Raw genomic sequence first — 21,601 nt, forward strand, 5'->3', positions numbered from 1 at the left:
CGTTACAGTTTTGCGGCGGGAGCGCGCAACGACGGCGAGCCTGGCCATGACATATGCGCGCTGGGGTATATCTAAACGATGCCGCTGTTTGCGTTCGAGGGCCGCAGGCCACGGGTCGATCCCACCGCTTTCGTGGCCCCGACGGCCACGCTGATCGGCGACGTCGTGGTGGAGGCGGGGGCCTCGGTCTGGTTCAACGCCGTATTGCGCGGCGACTACGGGCCCATCGTGGTGCGCGAGGGCGCCAACGTCCAAGACGGGTCGGTTTTGCACGCGCCTCCCGGTATCCCGGTCGACATCGGTCCCGGTGCCACGGTCGCGCATCTGTGCGTCATCCACGGGGTTCACGTCGGGCAGGAGGCGCTGATCGCGAACCACGCCACCGTGCTGGACGGGGCGGTGATCGGCGCGCGCAGCCTGGTCGCCGCGCACTCGCTGGTGACGGCCGGGACCCAGATTCCGCCCGGGATGCTGGCCGTCGGCGCCCCGGCCCAGATCAGGGGACCGGTCGCCGGGACCGGCGCCGAGATGTGGATCAAGCTGAACCCGCAGGCCTATCGCGACCTCGCCCTGCGGCATCTGGCCGGGCTGGATCCGCTCTAGACCTTGCGGGTGTTGGCCGCCGCGCGCTCCATCTCCCAGTAGGCGCGCAGGGCCACCATCTTGCCCTCGGCGTCGACCCGGTAGGTGAAGACGCCCTCGGCGGTCGTCTGGTACTCACCCGTCGTGATGAGGATGTGGCCCACGTTGGCTTCCTCGTTGCCGCACTGGTACGTGTCGCGGAAGAAGAACTCGATCTTCGTGGTGGGGGCGATGGCCTTGTCCCAGAAGGCCGAAATCGCGTCGCGGCCGCGGTGCCCCAGGCCTTCCGGGTCGAATACCGAAGGCCCGATCGGGTCCTCGACGATGGCGTCGTCGGCGAACACCGCCAGCCAGGCGTCCTTGTTCCGGGCCGCCACCGCCTCGCGGGAGCGGCGCCCGGCCTCGTGCGCGGGATGCCCGCTCACGCATCGACCTTCTGGGCCGCGGGCTTGTCGGCGCCCACCACCCACATCGAGTAGTACTGCGAGCCACCGCCGTAGGCGTGTCCCAACGCCTTTCGCGCGTTGGGCACCTGGTGGTCGCCACCCTTGCCCATCACCTGAATGGCCGCTTCGGCGAAGCGAATCAGGCCGGAGGCGCCGATCGGGTTCGACGACAGCACGCCGCCCGACGGGTTCACCGGCAGCCGGCCGCCGATCTTGGTTTCGCCGGCCTCGGTGAGTTTCCAGCCCTCGCCCTCGGCGGCAAAGCCGAGGTTTTCCAACCACATCGGCTCGAACCAGGAGAACGGCACGTAGATCTCCGCGGCGTCGATCTCGTCGATCGGGCTCTCGATGCCGGCGGCCTTCCACAGCGCCGCGGACGCGTCGCGGCCGGCCTGCGGGCTGACCTGGTCGCGTCCGGAGAACTGCAGCGGCTCGGTGCGCAACGCGGTGGCGTGAATCCAGGCCACCGGATGTCCTTGCGCCAGGCGGGCTTCGGCGGCCTCCTCGTTGCCGATCACGACGGCGGCGGCGCCGTCGGACGACGGGCAGGTCTCGTCGTAGCGGATCGGGTCCCACAGCATGGGCGACGACATCACCTTCTCGACCGTGATGTCGGGTTGGTGCAGGTGCGCCAGCGGGTTCTTGCTGCCGTTGAGCCGATCCTTCACCGCGACAATGGCACCGATGTTCGTCGGCGCACCGGACCGGCGGATGTACGAGCGCACGTGCGGCGCGAAGTAGCCACCCGCGCCGGCGCCCACCGGCTTGATGAAGGGGATCGGAATCGACAACGCCCACATGGCATTTGATTCCGACTGCTTCTCCCAGGCCATCGCGAGCACGCGCCGGTACTTGCCGGACTGCACCAGGCTGGCGGCCACCACCCCGGTGGACCCACCGACCGATCCCGCGGTGTGCACGCGGATCAGCGGCTTGCCCGTGGCGCCCATGGCGTCGGCCATGAACAGCTCGGGCATCATGACGCCCTCGAAGAAATCCGGCGCCTTGCCGACCACGACGGCATCGATGTCGTCGAACGTGCTGCCGGAGTCGGCGAGCGCCCGGTCGATCGCCTCGCGCACCAGGCCGTTCATCGAAACGTCTTGGCGTTTGGCGACGTACTTCGTCTGTCCGGTACCTAGTACCGCAGCGACGTTTGGCCCTGCACCGGCCATCAGTTCTTTCCTTCCATCACCGCGACCAGGTTCTGTTGTAGCGCAGGCCCGCTGGTGGCGTGCGCCAGCACGCGCTCAGCCGACCCGTTCCAGATGTGTTGTGCCGCAAAGCCGATGCGTTCGAGACCAGCGACGAACATGGGATTGGCCGCCAGCGCGCCGCCGGACGGATTGACCTTGGTCGGTCCCGGTATCCGGATGGCTTCCTCGATGATCAGATGCTGGTGGGTAAACGGCGCGCAGATCTCGGCCACGTCGAGGTTGTCGGTCCGCCCGCCGGTGGCCACGTGCGCCGCGGCCTTGGTCGAAACGGACTCGGTGAGATCCCGCGCGCCCAGCGACGGGGTTTCGATGCGATGCTCGATCCCGGTGATCCACGCCGGGTTTTCGCGCAGCTCGCGCGCCCGGTCGCCGGCCGCGAGCACGATGGCCGCGGCGCCGTCGGTGATCGGAGCTATGTCGTGACGGCGGAGCGGGTCGGCGAAGAACGGCCGCTCGAGCAGTTCTGCCACGCTGATCGACCCCTTCACGTTGTCCACCCGGCGCGCGTTGGCGAAGGAGTCGAAGGCCACCCGGGCCATCTGCTCCTGGGTCCACTTGCCGGTGTCGAGCCCGATGCGCGCCTGCAGCCCGGCCATCGAGATCGAATCGGGCCACAACGGCGCGACGGTGTAGGGGTCGGTCTGCCGCGACAGGATCTGACGCAGGACGCCTGCCGAGGACTTACCGAAGCCGTACACCAGCGCGGTGTCGACCTCGCCGGTCAGGATCTTGATGTAGGCCTCGTAAAGTGCCCAGGCCGCATCCATTTCCACGTGTGATTCGTTGATCGGCGGGACGGCACCGATCGAGTCGATCGCCGAGATGAACGAAAATGCCCGTCCGGCAAGGTAATCGGATGATCCGGAACACCAGAAGCCGATGTCGGTCCTGCTGATGCCCAGCTCCTCGTACAGCTGGGCGAAGCACGGGATCAACATCTCGACACCGTTGGTGGTGCCGTCGGTGCGGCGGACATGCGGCGCGTGGGCAAAGCCGACCACCGCAACGTTACGAGCGCTCATGTGCAGGTAAGCCCTTTACAGGTGGTGCTTGTAGGTGTCGTAGTCGGCGTCGGGTTCCCCGGTCGGCCGGAAGTACTCGATGTTGTCGATGCCGAATCCCCACTCCTCGCGGGGTTTCCACACCGCCTCGACGCGCATGCCCATCCGTACTTCGTGGGCGTCGATGTCGGCGACCAGATGCAGGAACGGGATGTCGGCTCCGTCGAGCAGCACGTAGGCCGCCACGTACGGCGGCTTGATGCGCTGGCCCTGGAACGGGATGTTGATGATCGCGAACGTCGTGACGGTGCCCTTGTCCGGCAGCTCCAAAAACTCGGTCGTCGGCTGACCGGTGGCCGGGTCGGCGCCATGCGGCGGGAAATAGACCTTGCCGTTTTCGCCCGTCTTCGCGCCGAGCAGCTTGCCCTGCGCGATGGCCCGCAGGTAGGCGCTCTCCTCGTGCGAGGCGCTGTGCTGGATGGTCAGCGAGACGGGCGTGACGATCATGGTCACCGGGTCTTTGTCGCCGTCCGACTGCTCGGTCACGGCCTCGGCTTCGTCGCCGAGCGCGAAATAGGCGATGTCGGTGATGGCGCCCACCGGCTCGTCCACCCAGTGCACATGCACCCGGGTGCCGGTCTTGATGTCCTTCGGCTCACCCGCGTCCACCGCGTGGATCAGCGGGGTGTCGGCGCCGTCCAGCTTGATCAGCGCCCAGGCAAACGGCCGGTCCAGCGGCTGGCCCTCGATCGGCTCGGGCTGCCAGGTCCACGAGACCACGGTGCCGACACTGGACACCGGTACCATCTCGCCCAGCGGCTCATAGGTGACCGGGTCATATTCCGCCGGCGGAACGTGCACCCGGCCATCCGATCCGCGCACACCCAGGACGTGGCGATCACGTAGCGCGGTGAAGAATTTGCTCAGCGTCGGTCCGACCGAACGGGTGTAGTCAAAGGACAACGTCAGTGGCGCGGCGAGCGGTGGCTCAGGGTGATCAATCAGGGGCGGGCTACTCGAGCTGGCTGTCACGCCATCGAGTAGAACAGGTTCTAAGAACGGATTCAAATCTTTCTTGGATCGGGACGACCACCGGAAGGGCGAAGACGATGAAGCTGGGATTGCAGCTGGGATATTGGGGCGCGCAGCCGCCGCAGAACCATGGCGAGCTCGTCGCCGCGGCCGAGGAGGCCGGATACGACGCCGTCTTCACCGCGGAAGCCTGGGGTTCGGACGCCTACACACCGCTGGCCTGGCTGGGTGCGTCGACGTCGCGGGTGCGGCTGGGCACCTCGGTGATCCAGCTGTCCGCCCGCACCCCGACGGCCTGCGCCATGGCGGCCCTGACGCTCGACCACCTGTCCGGCGGACGGCACGTCCTCGGCCTCGGCGTCTCCGGCCCGCAGGTGGTCGAAGGCTGGTACGGCCAGTCGTTCCCCAAGCCGCTCGCCCGCACCCGTGAATACATCGACATCATCCGGCAGGTGTGGGCGCGCGAGGCCCCGGTGACCAGCGCCGGACCGCACTACCCGCTGCCGCTGACCGGCGAGCGCGCAACGGGTTTGGGCAAGCCGCTCAAGCCCATCACTCATCCGTTGCGGGCCGACATCCCGATCATGCTGGGCGCCGAGGGACCCAAGAACGTCGCGCTGGCCGCCGAGATCTGCGACGGCTGGCTACCGATCTTCTACACGCCGCGCATGGCCGACACCTACAACGAATGGCTGGACGAGGGATTCGCCCGGCCGGGCGCACGCCGCAGCCGCGAGAACTTCGAGATCTGCGCGACGGCCAACATCGTCGTCACCGAGGACCGCAGCGCCGCCTTCGCCGCCATGAAGCCCTACATCGCGCTCTACATGGGTGGGATGGGCGCGGAGGACACCAACTTCCACGCCGACGTCTACCGCCGGATGGGCTACTCCGAAGTGGTCGACGACGTGACGAAGCTGTTCCGCAGCAACCAGAAGGACAAGGCCGCCGAAATCATCCCCGACGAGGTGATCGACGACGCCGCGATCGTCGGCGACCTCGACTACGTGCGTAAGCAGATCAAGGCCTGGGAGGCCGCCGGCGTCACCATGATGGTGGTGTCCGGCCGCAGTACGGAGCAGGTCCGAGAGCTGGCGACGCTGATCTGACACCCGCCCACGACAATCTAGAACACGTTCTAATTTTCTTGCCAGGGGCTTAGAACGCGTTCTAGATTGTCCGGATGGCAGGCCCGACGACGATGCAGAGCGCGCAGCGCGATGAGGCGGGGGTACGCCCCCTCGCCGCTACGCGGCTGGGGGGACCCCCACCCGCTTGCGGGGGCGAGCCGGGCAATGGACTCCGGCCCGGCCGGTCAGCCGAGCGGGTGGGCGTCGCCGAATGTCATCTCGACGTGGCCGACAGATCCAGAGACCATCGCCCGCTTTGGCAGGCCCAGCGACGCCAGCTCCTCGGCGTAGGCGTGATCGCCCAGTCGCAATTTCGCTCCGCCGAGCTGACCGCGCAGCCCGCGCACCCGCATCTCCCAGGGCACTTCCCGGGTGGTGCCGTCGGCGAAGGTGTAGGTCTTGAGCACCTGCGGGCGCGACGTGAACATCGAGGGCACCGGCACTCCGCGGGCGAAGTCGATGCCCGCGATGTGCGCACCGTCGGCGCTGACGTCGAATCCGAACCGGCCGTGCTCGCGAACGGTGAAGTCCGCCATGATCTTCGGGAATCCCCAGATCGAGCGCCCGGCTTCCAGGGTGAAGCTCTGGTCGACGGGCAGATGGTGGATGAACGCGGCCGCATCGCCCAGCGCCCGCCAGCCGCGCGCCGTCGAGCCGGGTGGGTTGACCATGACGCAGGTACCGAATTCGTGGTACTGCCCCAAATCGCCGTCGATGTAACGTGCCAGCATCAGGTTCACCACCGCCCGGCCGGGGCGGGGCTGGCAGACCTGCAGACCGCTGTAGTCGATAAGGCGTTGTGCCGCTTGCGCATCCACCGAAAACATCGCGGTGTGTACGTCCGCTTTTCGTATCCGCACCGGCATGGTGAGGACTGTCCCCGCAACTACGTGTTGTGACTCAGGCATGCCGCTTACTGTAATCCGCTCGTCAATATTTGGAGGCTGTGAATGACTTCGACCATCCCCGAAGCAATCTCGAACATCGACCTGACCGACGGCAACTTCTACGCCGACCGTCACACGTCGCGCGAGGCCTATCGCTGGATGCGGGCCAACCAACCGGTGTTTCGTGATTGCAACGGACTGGCCGGTGCTACCACGTATCAAGCCATCCTCGACGCCGAGCGCAATCCGGAACTGTTCTCCAGCACGGGCGGCATCCGTCCCGATCAGCCCGGCATGCCCTACATGATCGACATGGACGATCCGGCACACCTGGTGCGGCGCAAGCTGGTCAACGCCGGCTTCACCCGTAAGCGGGTGAAGGAGAAGGAGCCGTCCATCGCCAAGCTGTGCGACACCCTGATCGACGCGGTGTGTGAGCGCGGCGAGTGTGACTTCGTTCGCGACATCGCCGCCCCGCTACCGATGGCGGTGATCGGCGACATGCTGGGCGTGCTGCCCCAGGAACGCGGCATGCTGTTGAAGTGGTCCGACGACCTGGTCTGCGGGCTGAGTTCGCACATCGACCCGGAATCGGAGACCGCCCAGAGCGTGATGAACGCTTTCGCCGCCTACACCGCGTTCACCATGGACATCATCACCAAGCGGCGAGCCGAGCCCACCGACGACCTGTTCTCCATTTTGGTGAACGCCGAGGTGGAGGGTCAGCGGATGTCCGACGACGAGATCGTCATGGAGACGCTGCTCATCCTCATCGGCGGCGACGAGACCACCCGCCACACGTTGAGCGGGGGAACCGAGCAGCTGGTGCGCCACCGCGACCAGTGGGGTGCCCTGGTGCGCGATCCCTCGCTGCTGCCCTGCGCCATCGAGGAGATGTTGCGCTGGACGTCACCGGTGAAGAACATGTGCCGGATCCTGACCGCCGACACCGAATTCCACGGCACCTCAATGCGTGAGGGCGAGAAGATCATGCTGTTGTTCGAGTCGGGCAACTTCGACGAGTCGGTGTTCGAGGATCCGGACCACTTCGACATCCGGCGTAACCCCAACAGCCACATGGCTTTCGGTTTCGGCACGCACTTCTGCCTGGGCAACCAGCTGGCCCGCCTGGAACTTTCGATGATGACCGAGCGGGTGCTCAAGCGGCTGCCGGATCTGCGGCTGGCCGACGACGACTCGACCCTGCCGTTGCGGCCGGCGAACTTCGTCAGCGGCCTGGAAGCGATGCCGGTGGTGTTCACCCCGAGCGCGCCGCTGCTGAGCTGATTCTCTGCGCCGAGCGTGAACTCAGGGCGAAAATCGCCGAAAAGCCGCCCTGAGTTCACACTCGGCGAAGTGGGGTCGGCGACCAGGCGCCTAGCGGTTTTTGAAGTTGGGCTTGCGCTTCTCGGCGAACGCCCGCGGGCCTTCCTTGGAGTCCTCGGAGAGGAACACCGGAATGCCGTTCGCGGTGTCGGGCTTGAAGGCCTCTTCCTCGTGCATGCCCTCGGTCTCGCGGATCGTCTTGAGGATCGCCTGCACCGCCAGGGGCCCGTTGTTCTCGATGACCTCGGCGATCTCGAGCGCCTTGGTCAGCGCCTGCCCGTCGGGAACGACGTGGCCGATCAGGCCCATCTCCTTGGCCTCGGCGGCGGTGATGTGCCGTCCGGTCAGCAGCAGGTCGCAGGCCACGGTGTAGGGGATCTGGCGCACCAGGCGGACGGCGGAGCCGCCCATCGGGTACAGGCTCCACTTGGCCTCCGAGATGCCGAATTTGGCGCTCTCGCCGGCGACCCGGATGTCGGTGCCCTGCAGGATCTCGGTGCCCCCGGCGATGGCCGGGCCCTCGACGGCGGCGATCAGTGGCTTTTTCAGCCGACGGCCTTTGAGCAATGCGTCGATTCGCGACGGGTCGTAGCTGCCGTCCTTGAACGACTCACCCGGCGGCTTCTGGGTTGCTGCCTTGAGGTCCATGCCCGCGCAGAAGTAGCCACCGGCGCCGGTCAGGATGCAGCAGCGGATGTCGTCGTCGTTGTCGACGCGGTCCCAGGCCTGGACCATGATTTCCATCATTTCCGTGCTCAGGGCGTTGCGGCGGTGTGGCCGATTCATGGTCACGATGAGGGTGTGACCACGCTGTTCCACCAGCGCATCGGCTTCAGAGGGGCCGGTCTCCCCGTTTTCTGTGTTTGCTGGGGTTCCGGCATTCTCCACGGACACGGCTACCGCCTTTCCCTCGACAATGGGCACGAGCTTGCCTCGAAATGTAACACGTTCTAATTTGGTGGCCGTGGCCTTGAATATTGCCGACCTTGCAGAGCACGCGATCGACGCTGTGCCCGAGCGTGTCGCCCTGATCTGCGGCGACGAGAAGTTGACCTATGCCCAGCTAGAGGAGAAGGCCAACCGCCTGGCTCACTACCTGTTGGAGCAGGGGGTGAAAAAGGACGACAAGGTCGGACTGTACTGCCGCAACCGCATCGAGATCGTCATCGCGATGCTCGGCATCGTGAAGGCCGGCGCCATCCTGGTGAATATCAACTACCGCTATGTCGAGGGCGAGCTGCGCTACCTGTTCGAGAACTCCGACATGGTCGCGCTGGTCCACGAGCGCCAGTACTCCGACCGGGTGGCCAACGTGCTGCCCGAGACCCCGGACGTCAAGACGATCCTGGTCGTCGAGGACGGCAGCGACAACGACTTCGGCCGCTACGGCGGTGTCGAGTTCTACTCCGCGATCGCGGGCAGCTCGCCCGAGCGCGACTTCGGTGAGCGCAGCGCCGACGACATCTACCTGCTCTACACCGGCGGCACCACCGGTTTCCCGAAGGGCGTGATGTGGCGTCACGAGGACATCTACCGGGTGCTGTTCGGCGGAACCGACTTCGCCACAGGCGAATTCATCAAGGACGAGTACGACCTGGCCAAGGCCGCCGCGGCCAACCCGCCGATGGTCCGCCACCCGATCCCGCCGATGATCCACGGCGCCACCCAGTCGGCCACCTGGATGTCGATCTTCTCGGGCCAAACCACCGTGCTGGCACCGGAATTCAACGCCGACGAGGTCTGGCGCACGATCCACGACCACAAGGTGAACCTGCTGTTCTTCACCGGCGACGCGATGGCGCGGCCGCTGCTGGACGCGCTGCTGGCCGCGCAGGAAGGCGCGGAAGGGAAAGAGGCGTACGACCTGTCGTCGCTGTTCCTGCTCGCCTCCACCGCGGCGCTGTTCTCGCCGAGCATCAAGGAGAAGTTCCTCGAACTGCTGCCCAACCGGGTCATCACCGACTCGATCGGATCTTCGGAAACCGGATTCGGCGGCACCAGCATCGTCGCCAAGGACGCGCCGCACGCCGGTGGCCCGCGTGTGACTATCGACCACCGCACCGTCGTCCTCGACGAGGAGGGCAACGAGGTCAAGCCCGGCTCCGGTGTGCGCGGCTTCATCGCGAAGAAGGGCAACATCCCGGTCGGTTACTACAAGGACGAGAAGAAGACCGCCGAGACGTTCAAGACGTTCAACGGCGTGCGCTACGCCATCCCCGGCGACTTCGCCGAGGTCGAGGCCGACGGCACCGTCACGATGCTGGGCCGCGGCTCGGTGTCGATCAACAGCGGCGGCGAGAAGATCTACCCCGAGGAGGTCGAGGCCGCGCTCAAGGGCCACCCCGACGTCTTCGACGCCCTGGTGGTCGGCGTGCCCGACCCCCGGTACGGGCAGCACGTCGCCGCCGTCGTACAGCCCCGGCCGGGCGCCCGGCCCGCGCTGTCCGAGCTGGACAGCTTCGTGCGCTCCGAGATCGCGGGCTACAAGGTGCCGCGCAGCCTGTGGCTGGTCGACGAGGTCAAGCGCTCGCCCGCGGGTAAACCCGACTACCGCTGGGCCAAGGAGCAGACCGAAGCGCGGCCCGCCGACGACGTGCATGCGGCTCACGCGACTGCGTGACCGACTTCGTCAAACGTAATCCGGCCGCACCGACCGGTTTCTTCGCAGCCGAAGCCGCAGGGCTGCTATGGCTTTCGGCCGTCGAAGGCGGCGTCCCGTGCGCGCAGGTCGTCTCCGTGGACGACGCGAGTCTGACCCTGCGGCGCCTGGAATCGGTGGGCCCGACCCCCGAGGCCGCGCGCACGTTCGGCGGCCGGCTGGCGATCACCCACGACGCCGCCGCCCCGGCGTTCGGGGCCGGTCCGGACGGCTGGGACGGGCCGGGCTTTTTCGGGCCGCTGTCGCAGCCCTTGCCGATGTCGCTGCGCAGGCACGGCGACTGGGGCGAGTTCTACGCCGAGGAACGGCTGGCCCCGATGGCCGAACTCGCGGCCCCGCGGCTCGATGCCGGTACCCGTGACGCCGTCGACTCTGTCGCGGCGCGTTGCCGTGCAGGCGATTTCGACGACGACGATCGGCCGGCCCGGCTGCACGGCGATCTGTGGAGCGGGAACGTGATGTGGACGCCCGACGGTGTGGTGCTCATCGACCCCGCCGCGCACGCCGGTCACCGCGAGACCGACCTGGCGATGCTCGCGCTGTTCGGCTGTCCGCACTACGACGCGGTGATCGCCGGATACCAGGAGGTGCGACCGTTACGGCCCGGCTGGCGCGACCGCATCGGGCTGCACCAGCTCTTCCCGCTGCTGGCGCACGTCGTGCTGTTCGGCGGCGGGTACGTGCAGCAGACGCACGCCTGCGCCCGCGCGGCGCTGACCATCTGACCTCGGTCCGCGGCGGGCCCCGGTCTAGAGTCGAATCGCATGACGATCGATGTCTGGATGCAGCACCCGACTGCGCGGTTCCTGCGCAGCGACATGCTGGCATCCCTGCGGCGGTGGACGGGCGGGACCATCCCCGACACCGACATCCCGATCGAGACGACACTGGCCTCGATGGACGCCGCCGGCGTCGAGGTGGGTGTGCTCAGCGCCTGGCGCGGGCCGGGCGGAGCGGACCTCGTCTCCAACGACGAGGTGGCGCAATGGATTGCCGCGCATCCGCACCGGCTTGCCGGCCTGGCCACCGTCGACCTGGACCGCCCGATGGAAGCCGTCCGGGAGTTGCGGCGCCGGATAGCCGACGGCGGATTCGTGGGCCTGCGGGTGGTGCCGTGGTTGTGGAATGCCCCGCCCACCGATCGTCGCTACTACCCGCTGTTCGCCCAGTGCGTGGAATCCGGGGTGCCGTTCTGCACCCAGGTCGGTCACACCGGCCCGCTGCGCCCGTCGGAGACGGGCCGGCCGATTCCCTACATCGACCAGGTGGCGCTGGACTTCCCGGAGCTGGTGATCGTCTGCGGCCACGTCGGCTACCCGTGGACCGAGGAGATGGTCGCGGTGGCCCGCAAGCACGAAAACGTCTATATCGACACCTCGGCCTACACGATCAAGCGGTTGCCTGACGAACTCGTCCGATTCATGAAGACCGGCACCGGGCAACGAAAAGTGTTGTTCGGCACCAATTATCCGATGATCACACACGAGCACGCGCTGGCGGGACTGGACGAAGTCGGGTTGTCCGACGAGGCTCGCCGAGACTTCCTGCGCGGCAACGCCGAACGAGTTTTCCGACTGGAGGCAATGAAGTGAACGGTGCCCAGGCCCTGATCAACACCCTGGTCGACGGTGGCGTCGACGTGTGTTTCGCCAACCCGGGCACCTCGGAGATGCACTTCGTCGCCGCACTGGACGCCGTGCCGCGGATGCGCGGCGTGCTCGCGTTGTTCGAGGGTGTCGCCACCGGCGCGGCCGACGGTTATGCCCGCATCGCCGATCGCCCGGCCGCGGTCCTGCTGCACCTGGGCCCCGGATTGGGCAACGGCCTGGCCAACCTGCACAACGCCCGCCGCGCGCGGGTGCCGATGGTGGTGGTGGTCGGCGATCATGCCACGTATCACAAGAAGTACGACGCCCCACTGGAATCCGACATCGACGCGCTTGCCGGCAGCGTCTCGGGATGGGTGCGCCGCACCAGTGACGCCTCCCAGGTCTCGGCCGACGCCGTCGAGGGCATCGCGGCCAGCCTTTGGGGTTCGCAGATCTCGACGCTGATCCTGCCCGCCGACGTGTCCTGGTCCGACGGCGCCCAGCTGTTCTCCAACCTGGAGGCGCAGCCGACGGGCGCCGATCCATTGCTGGCGCCCGAGGTGCTCGAGGTGCTTCGGTCCGGGGAGCCAACGGTGATCATGGTGGGCGGTGACGCCACCCGCCATGCCGGGCTGGCGGCGGCCACCCGCATCGCGGCGGCCACGGGTGCCCGCGTGCTGTGCGAAACCTTCCCCGCCCGGCTGGAGCGCGGCGCCGGCGTCCCGGCGGTCGACCGGCTCGCGTATTTCGCCGAGGCCGCGACTGCCCAGCTGGACGGCGCCAAGCATCTGGTGCTGGCCGGCGCCAAGTCGCCGGTGTCGTTCTTCGCCTACCCGGGCATGCCCAGCGATCTGGTACCGGCCGGCTGCGAGGTGCATGTGCTCGCCGAATACAGCGGCGCGGCAGACGCTTTGATCGCCCTGGCCGATCAGCTGGCGCCGGGCATCGAAGCGCCGGTGGCGCCCGCATCGCGTCCCCAGCTGCCGACGGGCCCGCTGACTTCCGCGTCGGCCGCCGACGTGATCGGGGCGCTGTTGCCTGAAGGCGCGATCGTGGTCGACGAGTCGAACACCTCCGGTGTGTTGCTTGCGGGCGCGACCGCCGGCGCGCCGGCGCACGACTGGCTGACCCTGACCGGCGGGGCGATCGGCTACGGCATCCCGGCCGCGGTGGGCGCCGCCGTGGCCGCCCTGCACCGTCCGGTGCTGTGTCTGGAATCCGATGGCTCGGCGATGTACACGATTTCGGGATTGTGGACCCAGGCCCGCGAGAACCTCAACGTGACCACCGTGCTGTACAACAACAGCGCCTACGACATCCTCCGGATCGAGCTGCAGCGCGTCGGCGCCGGGTCCGCACCCGGGCCCGAAGCGCTCGCGCTGCTCGATTTATCAGATCCCACAATGGATTTCGTGAAGATCAGCGAGGGCATGGGAGTACCCGCGCGGCGCGTCACGACGGCCGAGGAATTGGCCGATGCGCTGCGGGCCGCCTTCGCCGAGCCCGGGCCGCATCTGATCGACGCCGTGGTGCCGTCAATAGCGGGCTAGGGTCGGCAGCCGGCTCAGCAGCCAATCCGTCATCGTATTGACCACTTCGACGCCCGTTTCGAACGTGCCGTCATCCGCGTCCGCGGCCAGCGCCACACCCCATTGGCCGGACGGCGTCGGAACGATGCCGAACTGGCGGACCAGATACCCGCTGTGCACGCCCGGGCCCCAACCACCCTTCGCGGCATGGCCTTTGGCGGCCAGCCCCCACTGGTCGCCGGCAACCAGCCGTTGCATCAGGTCGATCACTTCGACGGCGTCGGGGATGGTCGACAGCTCCGCGGCGAACCGCGCCTGGCGCTGCAGGCTCCACTGGGTTTGGCCGAAAGCGGTGAAGCCGCGGCGAAGTCGCCGCGATTCGACCACCGTCGCGGTGTCACCGCCTTCGGCCACCACGCCCTGGACCCACCGCGCCGCGTCCATCGGCTCGCCCAGTTGCGACCACAACTGTTCGGAGGCGCGATTATCGGATTCGGTGATGGCCTTCACGACCAGATCGCGCGAGCCCAGCCAATCGTTGCGCAGCGCCGCTATCGCCAGGGGCACCTTGATCGTCGACCATGCCACGCCCGACCACCAGCTGCCCAGGGAAAACGTTCTGTCCGGCCGGGCGATCGCGACGCCGACGTTCGCCGGCGCCGCGGCGGAGAGCTGTTCGAAGCCGGCTTCCAGCGCGAGTTCGAGCGGCCGTGCGGTCATGCGCTGATTTCGCTATCGGCGCGCGTGACGCTGACGGCGGCGACCGGCGCGTCTACCATCGCGTCTCCTTGTCCTTGCGGCATTTTCATTGCGGCCCCGCATTCGTCCGCGGCGTGTGCGGGGAAGATCGTCAGCCCGCCGGCGGCGGGAGCGGCGGCAACGGCGGCCCTTGCTCCGGCGGGGGAGGTTCCCACTGTTCGGGGTCCGGGGTCGGCGGAGACCACACCAGCGGCGGCGGGGGCGGCAGCGGAGGCGGCGGGGGCGGCTCCGCCGCGGCGAAACCGGCGCCCAGGCCGAGCGCGGCCGCGCCCACTGACCCGACCAGGATCGAGCCTGCGATGAGTTCGCGGATTTTCATCAAGCGCTGAGTTTACTGCCAGGACGGCGCAACAGGCGGCAACGCCCGCCGCCGGGGCGCTATCGGTGGATCTTCCACACCGGGTCGCCGCAATCGACGCCCTGGGCGGCCAGCTGCCGCTTCAGCACTTTGAACGTCACCGTCCGCGGGAGTTCGGCGCTGATCCGCACGTACGACGGCCACTGTTTGGGTCCCAGGTCCGGCTGCTCGGCCAGGAAGGCCCGGAACTTCCCGTCGTCGAATTCGGTGCCCGGCGCCAACACCACCGCGGCCATCACCTGATCGCCGACTATCGCGTCTGGCACCGGGTATACCGCGACCTCCATGACGTCGGGGTGGCGCAGCAACACCCGCTCGATCGGGGCCGCGCCAAGGTTTTCGCCGTCAACCCGCATCCAATCGCCCAGCCGCCCAGCGAAGTAGGCGTAGCCGGCGTCGTCGCGGTAGGCGAGATCACCGCTGTGGTACACCCCGCCGGCCATCCGCTCCGCCTCGGCCGCCGCGTCGTTGTAGTAACCCTCGAAACGACCCGGCCCCGCGGTGTTGACCAGTTCGCCGACCACGCCCGGCGGGCATGACGCGCCGGTCTCGGGATCGATGATGTCGATGCCGTCGGGAAGCGGGCCCAGTGAACCCGCCGGCGTATCGGGCGTGCGCGCGATGGCCACGCCGCCTTCGGTCGAACCGAACCCGTCCTGCACGACGCACCCGAACCTGCGCCCGAAGCGCTCGATGTCATCGGGCACGCCTTCGTTGCCGTAGACGGCGCGCAGCGGGTTGTCCGCATCGTCGGGGCGCTCGGGCGTGGCGAGCACGTACGACAACGGCTTGCCCACGTAGTTCGCGTAGGTGGCGCCGTAGCGACGCACATCGACGATGAAGTTCGAGGCGGAGAACTTGCGCCGCAACGCCATCGAACCCTCGCAGGCCGCCGCCACCGCCCAGCCGACCAGCACCGCGTTGGAATGAAACAGGGGCATCGACACGTAGCAGACGTCGTCGCGGCCGAGGTCGAAGCGCTGTGACATCGTCACGCCCGCGATCGCGACCTTGCCGTGGCTGCACTTGACCGCCTTGGGCTCGCCGCTGGTTCCCGACGTGAAGATCAGCATGAACAGGTCCGCCGGCGAGGCGTTCTGAAAGGAGAGCTGCGCGTCGCGATGTGCGGCGATCTCGTCGGCCCACTCGGGCGAGTCGGCATTCAGGTGCTCGATATCGCCCAGCGTCTCGGCCGACTTCGAGTCGGCGAGCACCAGTTGGCAGTCGGCCCTTGCGATGTCGCGTCGCAGCGCCTCGCCGCGGCGCACCGGATTGAGCCCCACCGGCACGATCCCCGACATTCCGGCCGCCGCCAGCATCGCCGAGAAGAACGGGGTGTTCTCCAGCAGCACGCCGACATGCGGCGGCCGGCCGGGGTCGAGCCGCGCCCGCAACGTCGCGGCGATGGCGGCACCGTGCTGCAGGTGATCGCGCCAACTCGTGAACGAGTCCTCGAAGTAGATACCCCGGTCGTCGATCTCGGTCAGCGGCGCCAGCAGCTTGGTGACCGTCAGGTCGTCGGTGAGATCCATTGCGCCTAAGCGGGCGTCTCGGCCAGCTCCCGGCCGATCCGGCGCAGCTGCCCGGTGGCACCGCCCAGGGCGAACTCGGTCTCCTTGGCGGCCAGGAAGTAGCGGTGCGCGGGGTGATCGGTGTCGACGCCGACGCCGCCGTGCACGTGCACGATGGTGTGCGCCACCCGATGACCGGCGTCCGCCGCCCAGAACGCCGCGCTGGCGACATCGATTTCGGCCGGAATGTCCTCCGAGACCCGCCAGGCTGCCTGGGTCAGGGTGAGCCGCAGCCCCTTGACGTCGATGTAGCCGTCGGCCAGCCGCTGCGACACCGCCTGGAAGCTGCCGATCGGGCGGTCGAACTGCTCACGCTCGCGCGCGTATTCGGCCGTCATCTGCAGGCCCCGCTCGAGCACCCCGAGCTGGAAAGCGCTGCGGCCCAATGTGCCCAGCGTGCCGAGCCAGGTCACGACCTCGGCGCCGCCGACCTTGCGGCCCTCGTCCACCTCGGTCCCATCCAGGGCCAGGTGCCCGACGCTGCCCAGGCCGGTGGTTTCCAGTGCGGTCACCGTGACGCCGGGGTCGTCGGCGGTGACGAGGAAAACCGCAGTGCCGGAGTCTGTTTCGGCTGGCACCAGGAACGCGTCGGCCACCGGGCCGAAGCCGACCTGGGTGCGGGTCCCCGTCAGCCGGTACCCGCCGCCGACGCCGGCGGCCTGCACGGGCCCGTCGCCCATCTCGCCGTCGAGGGCGACGGCGAGCGTCTTCTCCCCGTTGACCGCGGGGACGCCCCAGCTCTGTTGCAGCTCTTCGGAGCCGAACCGGGCCAGCGCTCCGGCGCCCAGCACCACCGACTCCAGGTAGGGCACGGCGGCCAGCTGGTGTCCCAGCGCAACCTGGATCGCGATCTGCTCGAGCGCGCCGAAGCCGTCGCCGCCCAGCGACGAAGCCGAGGCGCTGGACAGGATGCCGGCGTCGATCAGCTTGCGCCACAGGTCGCGGTCGAAGCGCTGATCGAGCCCGTCGAGCTCACGCTGGTGTTCGGGGGTGCATACCGAGTCCACGATGGTGTCGACCAGGTTGCCGAGGTCGTTCGCCGCTTCGGTGGTGGTGAAATCCATGAACGTCCGTCCTTCTATTACGTAGCGGCTCAGCGGTTCCGGGGCAGGCCGAGGGCGACCATGCCGATGATGTCGCGCTGCACTTCGTTGGTGCCGCCGCCGAACGTCAGGATCAGGCAGGCCCGGTGCATCCGTTCGACCCGGCCGCGCAGCAACGAGCCCGGCGAATTCTGGCGCACCGTCGCGGCGGTACCCAGCACCTCCATCAGCAGCCGGTAGGCCTCGGTAGCGAGCTCGGTGCCGTACACCTTGGCCGCCGACGCGTCGGCGGGCGACAGCGCTTCGTCTGCCGCCGAGGCGAGTTCCCAGTTGATCAGCTTGAGCACCTCGGCCTTGGCGTGCACGCGGGCCAGGTTGATCTGCACCCATTCCGAGTCGATCAGCCGGGCGCCGCCGGCGTCCTTGGTGTTCTGCGCCCATTCGCGAACCTCGCGCAGGGCCAAAAAGATCGGTTGCGGCGAGACCAGCGCGACCCGCTCGTGGTTGAGCTGGTTGGTCACCAGTTTCCAGCCGCCGTTCTCCTCGCCGACCAGGTTGGTCACCGGGACACGCACATCGGAGTAGTAGGTGGCGCTGGTGTCCACGCCGGCCACGGTGTGCACCGGTGTCCAGGAGAAGCCCTCGGCGGTCGTCGGCACGGTCAGCATCGAAATGCCGCGGTGCTTCTTGGCCTCGGGATTGGTGCGCACCGCCAGCCACACCCAGTCCGCATAGGCGATCAGGCTGGTCCACATCTTCTGGCCGTTGATGACGTAGTCGTCACCGTCGCGCACCGCCGTGGTGCGCAGGTTGGCCAGGTCGGTGCCGGCGCCGGGCTCGGAGTAGCCGATGGAGAAGTGCAGTTCACCGGCGGCGATCTTGGGCAGGAAGAACTTCTTCTGTTCCTCGGTGCCGAACGCCATGATCGTCGGCGCCACGCTGTTGATGGTCAGGAACGGCACCGGCACGCCGGCGATGGCGGCCTCGTCGGTGAAGATCAGCGAGTCCATCGGGGAGCGGTCCTGGCCGCCGTACTCCTTGGGCCAGTTCAGGGTGAGCCATCCGTCCTTGCCCATCTGCGCGACGGTGTCGCGGTAGGCGGTGCCGGTGCCGACCTCGCCCTGCGTCGAGGTCAGCGCCTCCCGGCGCTCGGGGGTCATCAGCTCGGTGAAGTACGACCGCAGCTCGCGACGCAGCTCCTCTTGTTCCGGGGTGTAACTGATACGCATTTCGGCCGTCCTTGAGGTTCACGACGTTCGGAGTAACAAGCCTCGTCACAGGCTGCAGCTCGACCAACGGCTACCCGTTCGCCTCCCCGGTTGTAACACGTTCTAGTCTGGGAATCCAGCGACCGTTTCGCCAGAGGTGTCGGGGCCCTATGGTGGACCTACATACTGATGAGGCGTGTCCTCAGCTGAAAGCCAGGTTCAAGGAGGGTGCTGTGCGGGTGATCGTGGACCGTGATCGGTGCGAAGGTAACGCAGTGTGCTTGGGAATTGCGCCAGATATCTTCGACCTGGACGACGAGGACTACGCCGTGGTGAAGCTCGACCCGATTCCCGCCGATCAGGAGCAACTGGCCGAGCAGGCGATCGCCGAATGCCCGCGCGCGGCACTTCAGCGCGGCGACTAATCCGAGCCCAGAGCGCGTAACCCGAAACTAGAGGTATTCATAAATTGACTAGCAGCACGAACGCGACCGATCTCTCCGGGAAGGTCGCGGTGGTGACCGGTGCGGCCGCGGGCCTGGGACGCTCCGAGGCGTTGGGTCTGGCACGCCAGGGTGCGACCGTCGTCGTCAACGACATCGCCGCGGCGTTGGACGCCTCCGACGTCATCGACGAAATCAACTCGGCCGGTTCGAAGGCGGTCGCGGTGGCCGGCGACATCAGCGAACGCGCCACGGCCGACGAACTGGTTGCTCAGGCCGACTCACTGGGGGGCCTCGGCATCGTGGTCAACAACGCCGGGATCACTCGCGACCGGATGCTGTTCAACATGTCCGACGAGGAGTGGGATCTCGTCATCGCGGTGCACCTGCGTGGGCACTTCCTGCTGACCCGTAACGCGGCAACCTACTGGCGCTCCAAGGCCAAGGAGGCCGGCGGCCAGATCTTCGGGCGCATCGTCAACACCGCATCGGAGGCCGGGCTGGTCGGTCCGGTCGGGCAGGCCAACTACGGCGCCGCCAAGGCGGGCATCATCTCGCTCACCCTCACGGCCGCACGGGCGCTGGGCCGCTACGGCGTGTGCGCCAACGCCATCTGCCCCCGCGCGCGCACCGCGATGACCGCCGACGTGTTCGGCGAAGCACCCGAGGTGGAAGCGGGAGGCGTCGACCCGTTGTCGCCCGAGCATGTGGTCAATCTGGTCAAGTTCCTGTCGTCCCCGGCGGCCGCCGAGGTGAACGGTCAGGTGTTCATCGTCTACGGTCCACAGGTGACATTGGTCGCCGCGCCGACCGTGGAGCGGAAATTCAGCGCCGACGGCGTCGCTTGGGACCCCGCTCAGCTGAGTGCGACGCTGCAGGATTACTTTGCTGGCCGTGATCCTGAGCACAATTTCTCGGCTGGCGCGCTAATGGAGCAATAGCCACAAAAGGCTGGTTGATTGGGGGGAATCGCCAGGTAGAACGTGTGTCAGTTTGACACGTGACAAGTGCGTCTGACCTGGCGAATTAACGGTTCGGATAAAGACGTGCTGTTCATTGACATGGTGAACTTGTTCTGAGTTAATATGATCCGGCTCACACCGAGCCACGTGCGACCGTAGACGACGCAAAGGCCAGACATAGACTTCGCCGAGACCAAACCGAGGGGGAACGCGTTGAGGGAACAACTTGCGGTTCCCGCCCGCGCAGTCGGCGGATTTTTCGAAATGATGTTGGATACCGGCCGGGCAGCTTTTCGCCGGCCGTTTCAATTCGGTGAGTTCCTCGATCAGACGTGGATGATCGCGCGCGTGTCGCTGGTCCCCACGCTGCTGGTGTCCATCCCGTTCACCGTCCTGGTGGCCTTCACCCTCAACATCCTGCTGCGCGAGATCGGCGCCGCCGACCTGTCCGGCGCCGGGACGGCATTCGGCACCATCACCCAGCTGGGGCCGGTGGTGACGGTGCTCGTGGTGGCCGGTGCCGGTGCCACCGCGATCTGCGCCGACCTCGGCGCCCGCACCATCCGCGAAGAGATCGACGCGATGCGGGTGCTCGGCATCGACCCGATCCAGCGGCTGGTCGTGCCCCGTGTGCTGGCCTCCACGGTGGTGGCCCTGCTGCTCAACGGATTGGTATGCGCCATCGGTCTTTCCGGTGGTTACGTGTTCTCCGTCTTCCTGCAGGGCGTCAACCCCGGCGCGTTCATCAACGGGTTGACCGTGTTGACCGGCCTGCGCGAGCTGGTGCTGGCCGAATTCAAGGCGCTGCTGTTCGGCGTGATGGCCGGCATGGTCGGCTGCTACCGCGGCCTCACCGTCAAGGGTGGGCCCAAGGGCGTCGGCAACGCGGTCAACGAAACCGTGGTCTACGCCTTCATCTGTCTGTTCGTGATCAACGTGGTGATGACCGCCATCGGCGTGCGGATCTCGGCTAAGTGATGGGACGGGTACGCACGCCATGAGTTACGACGCCACACTGCGGTTCCGCCGCATCTTCACCCGGCTGCAAGAGCCGGTCGACGACTTCGGCGAGCAGGCGTTGTTCTACGGGCAGACCATGCGGTATGTCCCCAATGCGCTCACCCGATACCGCAAGGAGACCATCCGGCTGATCGCCGAGATGACGATGGGCGCGGGCGCACTCGTGATGATCGGTGGCACGGTCGGTGTGGCGGCCTTCCTGACCTTGGCCTCCGGCGGTGTCATTGCCGTGCAGGGGTATTCGTCGCTGGGCAACATCGGCATCGAGGCGCTGACGGGATTCCTGTCGGCATTCCTGAACGTCCGGGTCGTCGCGCCGGTGATCGCCGGCATCGCGCTGGCCGCCACCATCGGCGCCGGCGCCACCGCCCAATTGGGCGCCATGCGGGTGTCCGAGGAGATCGACGCCGTCGAATGCATGGCGGTGCACTCGGTGTCCTACCTGGTATCGACCCGCCTGGTCGCCGGCCTCATCGCGATCATCCCGCTGTACTCGCTGTCGGTGCTGGCCGCGTTCTTCGCCGCCCGCTTCACCACGGTGTACATCAACGGGCAGTCGAAGGGCCTCTACGACCACTACTTCAATACGTTCCTTATCCCGTCGGACCTATTGTGGTCGTTCCTGCAGGCAATCGTGATGTCCATCGCGGTGATGCTCGTCCATACCTATTACGGCTACAACGCCCACGGCGGTCCGGTCGGAGTCGGGATCGCGGTCGGCCAGGCCGTGCGGACTTCGCTGATCGTCGTGGTCGTCATTACATTGTTCATCTCGCTCGCTGTGTATGGGGCGTCCGGTAACTTCAACCTCTCCGGATAAGAGGACCGCTTAAAAGGGA

General features: G+C 67.4%; 22 protein-coding genes. 11 read left to right on the forward strand and 11 right to left on the reverse strand.

Annotated elements, in window-relative coordinates; genetic code table 11:
• Positions 1–78: 78 nt before the first annotated feature.
• A complete protein-coding gene (locus A5760_RS15275; RefSeq protein ID WP_064882172.1) occupies positions 79–603 on the forward strand; it encodes a gamma carbonic anhydrase family protein in 525 nt (174 codons plus the stop codon).
• On the opposite strand, the gene A5760_RS15280 is transcribed toward A5760_RS15275, so the two are convergent.
• Genes A5760_RS15280 through A5760_RS15295 form a run of 4 tightly spaced genes read right to left on the reverse strand, consistent with a single transcriptional unit; the run spans position 600 to position 4,278 of the window.
• Entirely contained in the window at positions 600–1,007 is a 408-nt protein-coding gene (locus tag A5760_RS15280) for a nuclear transport factor 2 family protein (RefSeq protein ID WP_064882174.1), read from the reverse strand. The two genes, A5760_RS15275 and A5760_RS15280, sit on opposite strands and share 4 nt — an antisense overlap.
• Positions 1,004–2,203 carry a thiolase domain-containing protein gene (locus tag A5760_RS15285; RefSeq protein WP_064882176.1) on the reverse strand — a complete coding sequence of 400 codons (1,200 nt, stop codon included), beginning with the start codon at positions 2,201–2,203 and terminating at the stop codon, positions 1,004–1,006. The genes A5760_RS15280 and A5760_RS15285 overlap by 4 nt, the downstream gene beginning before the upstream one ends.
• Positions 2,203–3,267: a thiolase domain-containing protein gene (locus A5760_RS15290; RefSeq protein ID WP_064882178.1), complete on the reverse strand. Its 1,065-nt coding sequence runs from the start codon at positions 3,265–3,267 to the stop codon at positions 2,203–2,205. Before A5760_RS15290 ends, A5760_RS15285 begins: the two co-directional genes overlap by 1 nt.
• Before the next feature lie 15 nt (positions 3,268–3,282).
• Positions 3,283–4,278 carry a Zn-ribbon domain-containing OB-fold protein gene (locus A5760_RS15295; protein WP_064882180.1) on the reverse strand — a complete coding sequence of 332 codons (996 nt, stop codon included), beginning with the start codon at positions 4,276–4,278 and terminating at the stop codon, positions 3,283–3,285.
• Between the two features lie 77 nt (positions 4,279–4,355).
• Here A5760_RS15295 and A5760_RS15300 point away from each other — a divergent pair, with 77 nt between their 5' ends.
• The gene (locus A5760_RS15300) at positions 4,356–5,387 is read left to right on the forward strand and encodes an LLM class F420-dependent oxidoreductase (protein WP_064882182.1); all 1,032 of its coding nucleotides are present in this window, start codon (positions 4,356–4,358) and stop codon (positions 5,385–5,387) included.
• A 206-nt stretch (positions 5,388–5,593) separates the two neighbouring features.
• On the opposite strand, the gene A5760_RS15305 is transcribed toward A5760_RS15300, so the two are convergent.
• The gene (locus A5760_RS15305) at positions 5,594–6,316 is read right to left on the reverse strand and encodes an acetoacetate decarboxylase family protein (RefSeq protein ID WP_064882184.1); all 723 of its coding nucleotides are present in this window, start codon (positions 6,314–6,316) and stop codon (positions 5,594–5,596) included.
• Positions 6,317–6,358: 42 nt separating this feature from the next.
• Between A5760_RS15305 and A5760_RS15310 the strand changes: the two genes are divergently transcribed.
• Positions 6,359–7,582: a cytochrome P450 gene (locus tag A5760_RS15310; protein WP_064882186.1), complete on the forward strand. Its 1,224-nt coding sequence runs from the start codon at positions 6,359–6,361 to the stop codon at positions 7,580–7,582.
• A gap of 90 nt (positions 7,583–7,672) precedes the next feature.
• Here the strand turns inward: A5760_RS15310 and A5760_RS15315 are convergent, their stop codons facing one another.
• The gene (locus A5760_RS15315; protein ID WP_196772111.1) at positions 7,673–8,509 is read right to left on the reverse strand and encodes a crotonase/enoyl-CoA hydratase family protein; all 837 of its coding nucleotides are present in this window, start codon (positions 8,507–8,509) and stop codon (positions 7,673–7,675) included.
• A gap of 70 nt (positions 8,510–8,579) precedes the next feature.
• Here A5760_RS15315 and A5760_RS15320 point away from each other — a divergent pair, with 70 nt between their 5' ends.
• Genes A5760_RS15320 through A5760_RS15335 form a run of 4 tightly spaced genes read left to right on the forward strand, consistent with a single transcriptional unit; the run spans position 8,580 to position 13,419 of the window.
• A complete protein-coding gene (locus A5760_RS15320) occupies positions 8,580–10,241 on the forward strand; it encodes an acyl-CoA synthetase (RefSeq protein ID WP_064882189.1) in 1,662 nt (553 codons plus the stop codon).
• Entirely contained in the window at positions 10,238–11,005 is a 768-nt protein-coding gene (locus A5760_RS15325; protein ID WP_064882191.1) for a fructosamine kinase family protein, read from the forward strand. Before A5760_RS15320 ends, A5760_RS15325 begins: the two co-directional genes overlap by 4 nt.
• Positions 11,006–11,044: 39 nt before the next feature.
• Complete coding sequence (locus A5760_RS15330) at positions 11,045–11,872, forward strand: amidohydrolase family protein (RefSeq protein ID WP_064882193.1); 828 nt, start codon at positions 11,045–11,047, stop codon at positions 11,870–11,872.
• Complete coding sequence (locus A5760_RS15335; protein ID WP_064882194.1) at positions 11,869–13,419, forward strand: acetolactate synthase large subunit; 1,551 nt, start codon at positions 11,869–11,871, stop codon at positions 13,417–13,419. Before A5760_RS15330 ends, A5760_RS15335 begins: the two co-directional genes overlap by 4 nt.
• Here the strand turns inward: A5760_RS15335 and A5760_RS15340 are convergent.
• The 5 genes from A5760_RS15340 to A5760_RS15360 form a co-directional block, all read right to left on the reverse strand.
• Positions 13,405–14,118 (reverse strand): hypothetical protein, encoded by a 714-nt coding sequence (locus A5760_RS15340; RefSeq protein WP_064882196.1) that lies wholly within the window; start codon positions 14,116–14,118, stop codon positions 13,405–13,407. The genes A5760_RS15335 and A5760_RS15340 overlap by 15 nt on opposite strands.
• Before the next feature lie 130 nt (positions 14,119–14,248).
• Complete coding sequence (locus A5760_RS15345) at positions 14,249–14,476, reverse strand: hypothetical protein (RefSeq protein ID WP_064882197.1); 228 nt, start codon at positions 14,474–14,476, stop codon at positions 14,249–14,251.
• A 59-nt stretch (positions 14,477–14,535) separates the two neighbouring features.
• Complete coding sequence (gene fadD17, locus A5760_RS15350) at positions 14,536–16,047, reverse strand: long-chain-fatty-acid--CoA ligase FadD17 (protein WP_064882199.1); 1,512 nt, start codon at positions 16,045–16,047, stop codon at positions 14,536–14,538.
• Positions 16,048–16,052: 5 nt separating this feature from the next.
• A complete protein-coding gene (locus A5760_RS15355; protein ID WP_064882201.1) occupies positions 16,053–17,150 on the reverse strand; it encodes an acyl-CoA dehydrogenase family protein in 1,098 nt (365 codons plus the stop codon).
• Between the two features lie 29 nt (positions 17,151–17,179).
• Entirely contained in the window at positions 17,180–18,358 is a 1,179-nt protein-coding gene (locus tag A5760_RS15360) for an acyl-CoA dehydrogenase (RefSeq protein WP_064882203.1), read from the reverse strand.
• 212 nt (positions 18,359–18,570) lie between these two features.
• Between A5760_RS15360 and A5760_RS15365 the strand changes: the two genes are divergently transcribed.
• The 4 genes from A5760_RS15365 to A5760_RS15380 all read left to right on the forward strand — a co-directional run bounded on the left by A5760_RS15365 (position 18,571) and on the right by A5760_RS15380 (position 21,582).
• On the forward strand, positions 18,571–18,762 hold the full coding sequence (locus tag A5760_RS15365; protein WP_007772497.1) for a ferredoxin: 192 nt from the start codon (positions 18,571–18,573) through the stop codon (positions 18,760–18,762).
• 44 nt (positions 18,763–18,806) lie between these two features.
• A complete protein-coding gene (locus A5760_RS15370; RefSeq protein WP_064882205.1) occupies positions 18,807–19,721 on the forward strand; it encodes a 3-oxoacyl-ACP reductase in 915 nt (304 codons plus the stop codon).
• 234 nt (positions 19,722–19,955) lie between these two features.
• Positions 19,956–20,720 carry an MlaE family ABC transporter permease gene (locus A5760_RS15375; RefSeq protein WP_064882207.1) on the forward strand — a complete coding sequence of 255 codons (765 nt, stop codon included), beginning with the start codon at positions 19,956–19,958 and terminating at the stop codon, positions 20,718–20,720.
• A gap of 19 nt (positions 20,721–20,739) precedes the next feature.
• Entirely contained in the window at positions 20,740–21,582 is an 843-nt protein-coding gene (locus tag A5760_RS15380) for an MlaE family ABC transporter permease (protein WP_064882209.1), read from the forward strand.
• Positions 21,583–21,601 lie beyond the last annotated feature (19 nt).

This window comes from Mycobacterium colombiense (genome assembly GCF_001665835.1).
Classification (GTDB): Bacteria; Actinomycetota; Actinomycetes; order Mycobacteriales; family Mycobacteriaceae; genus Mycobacterium; species Mycobacterium colombiense_A.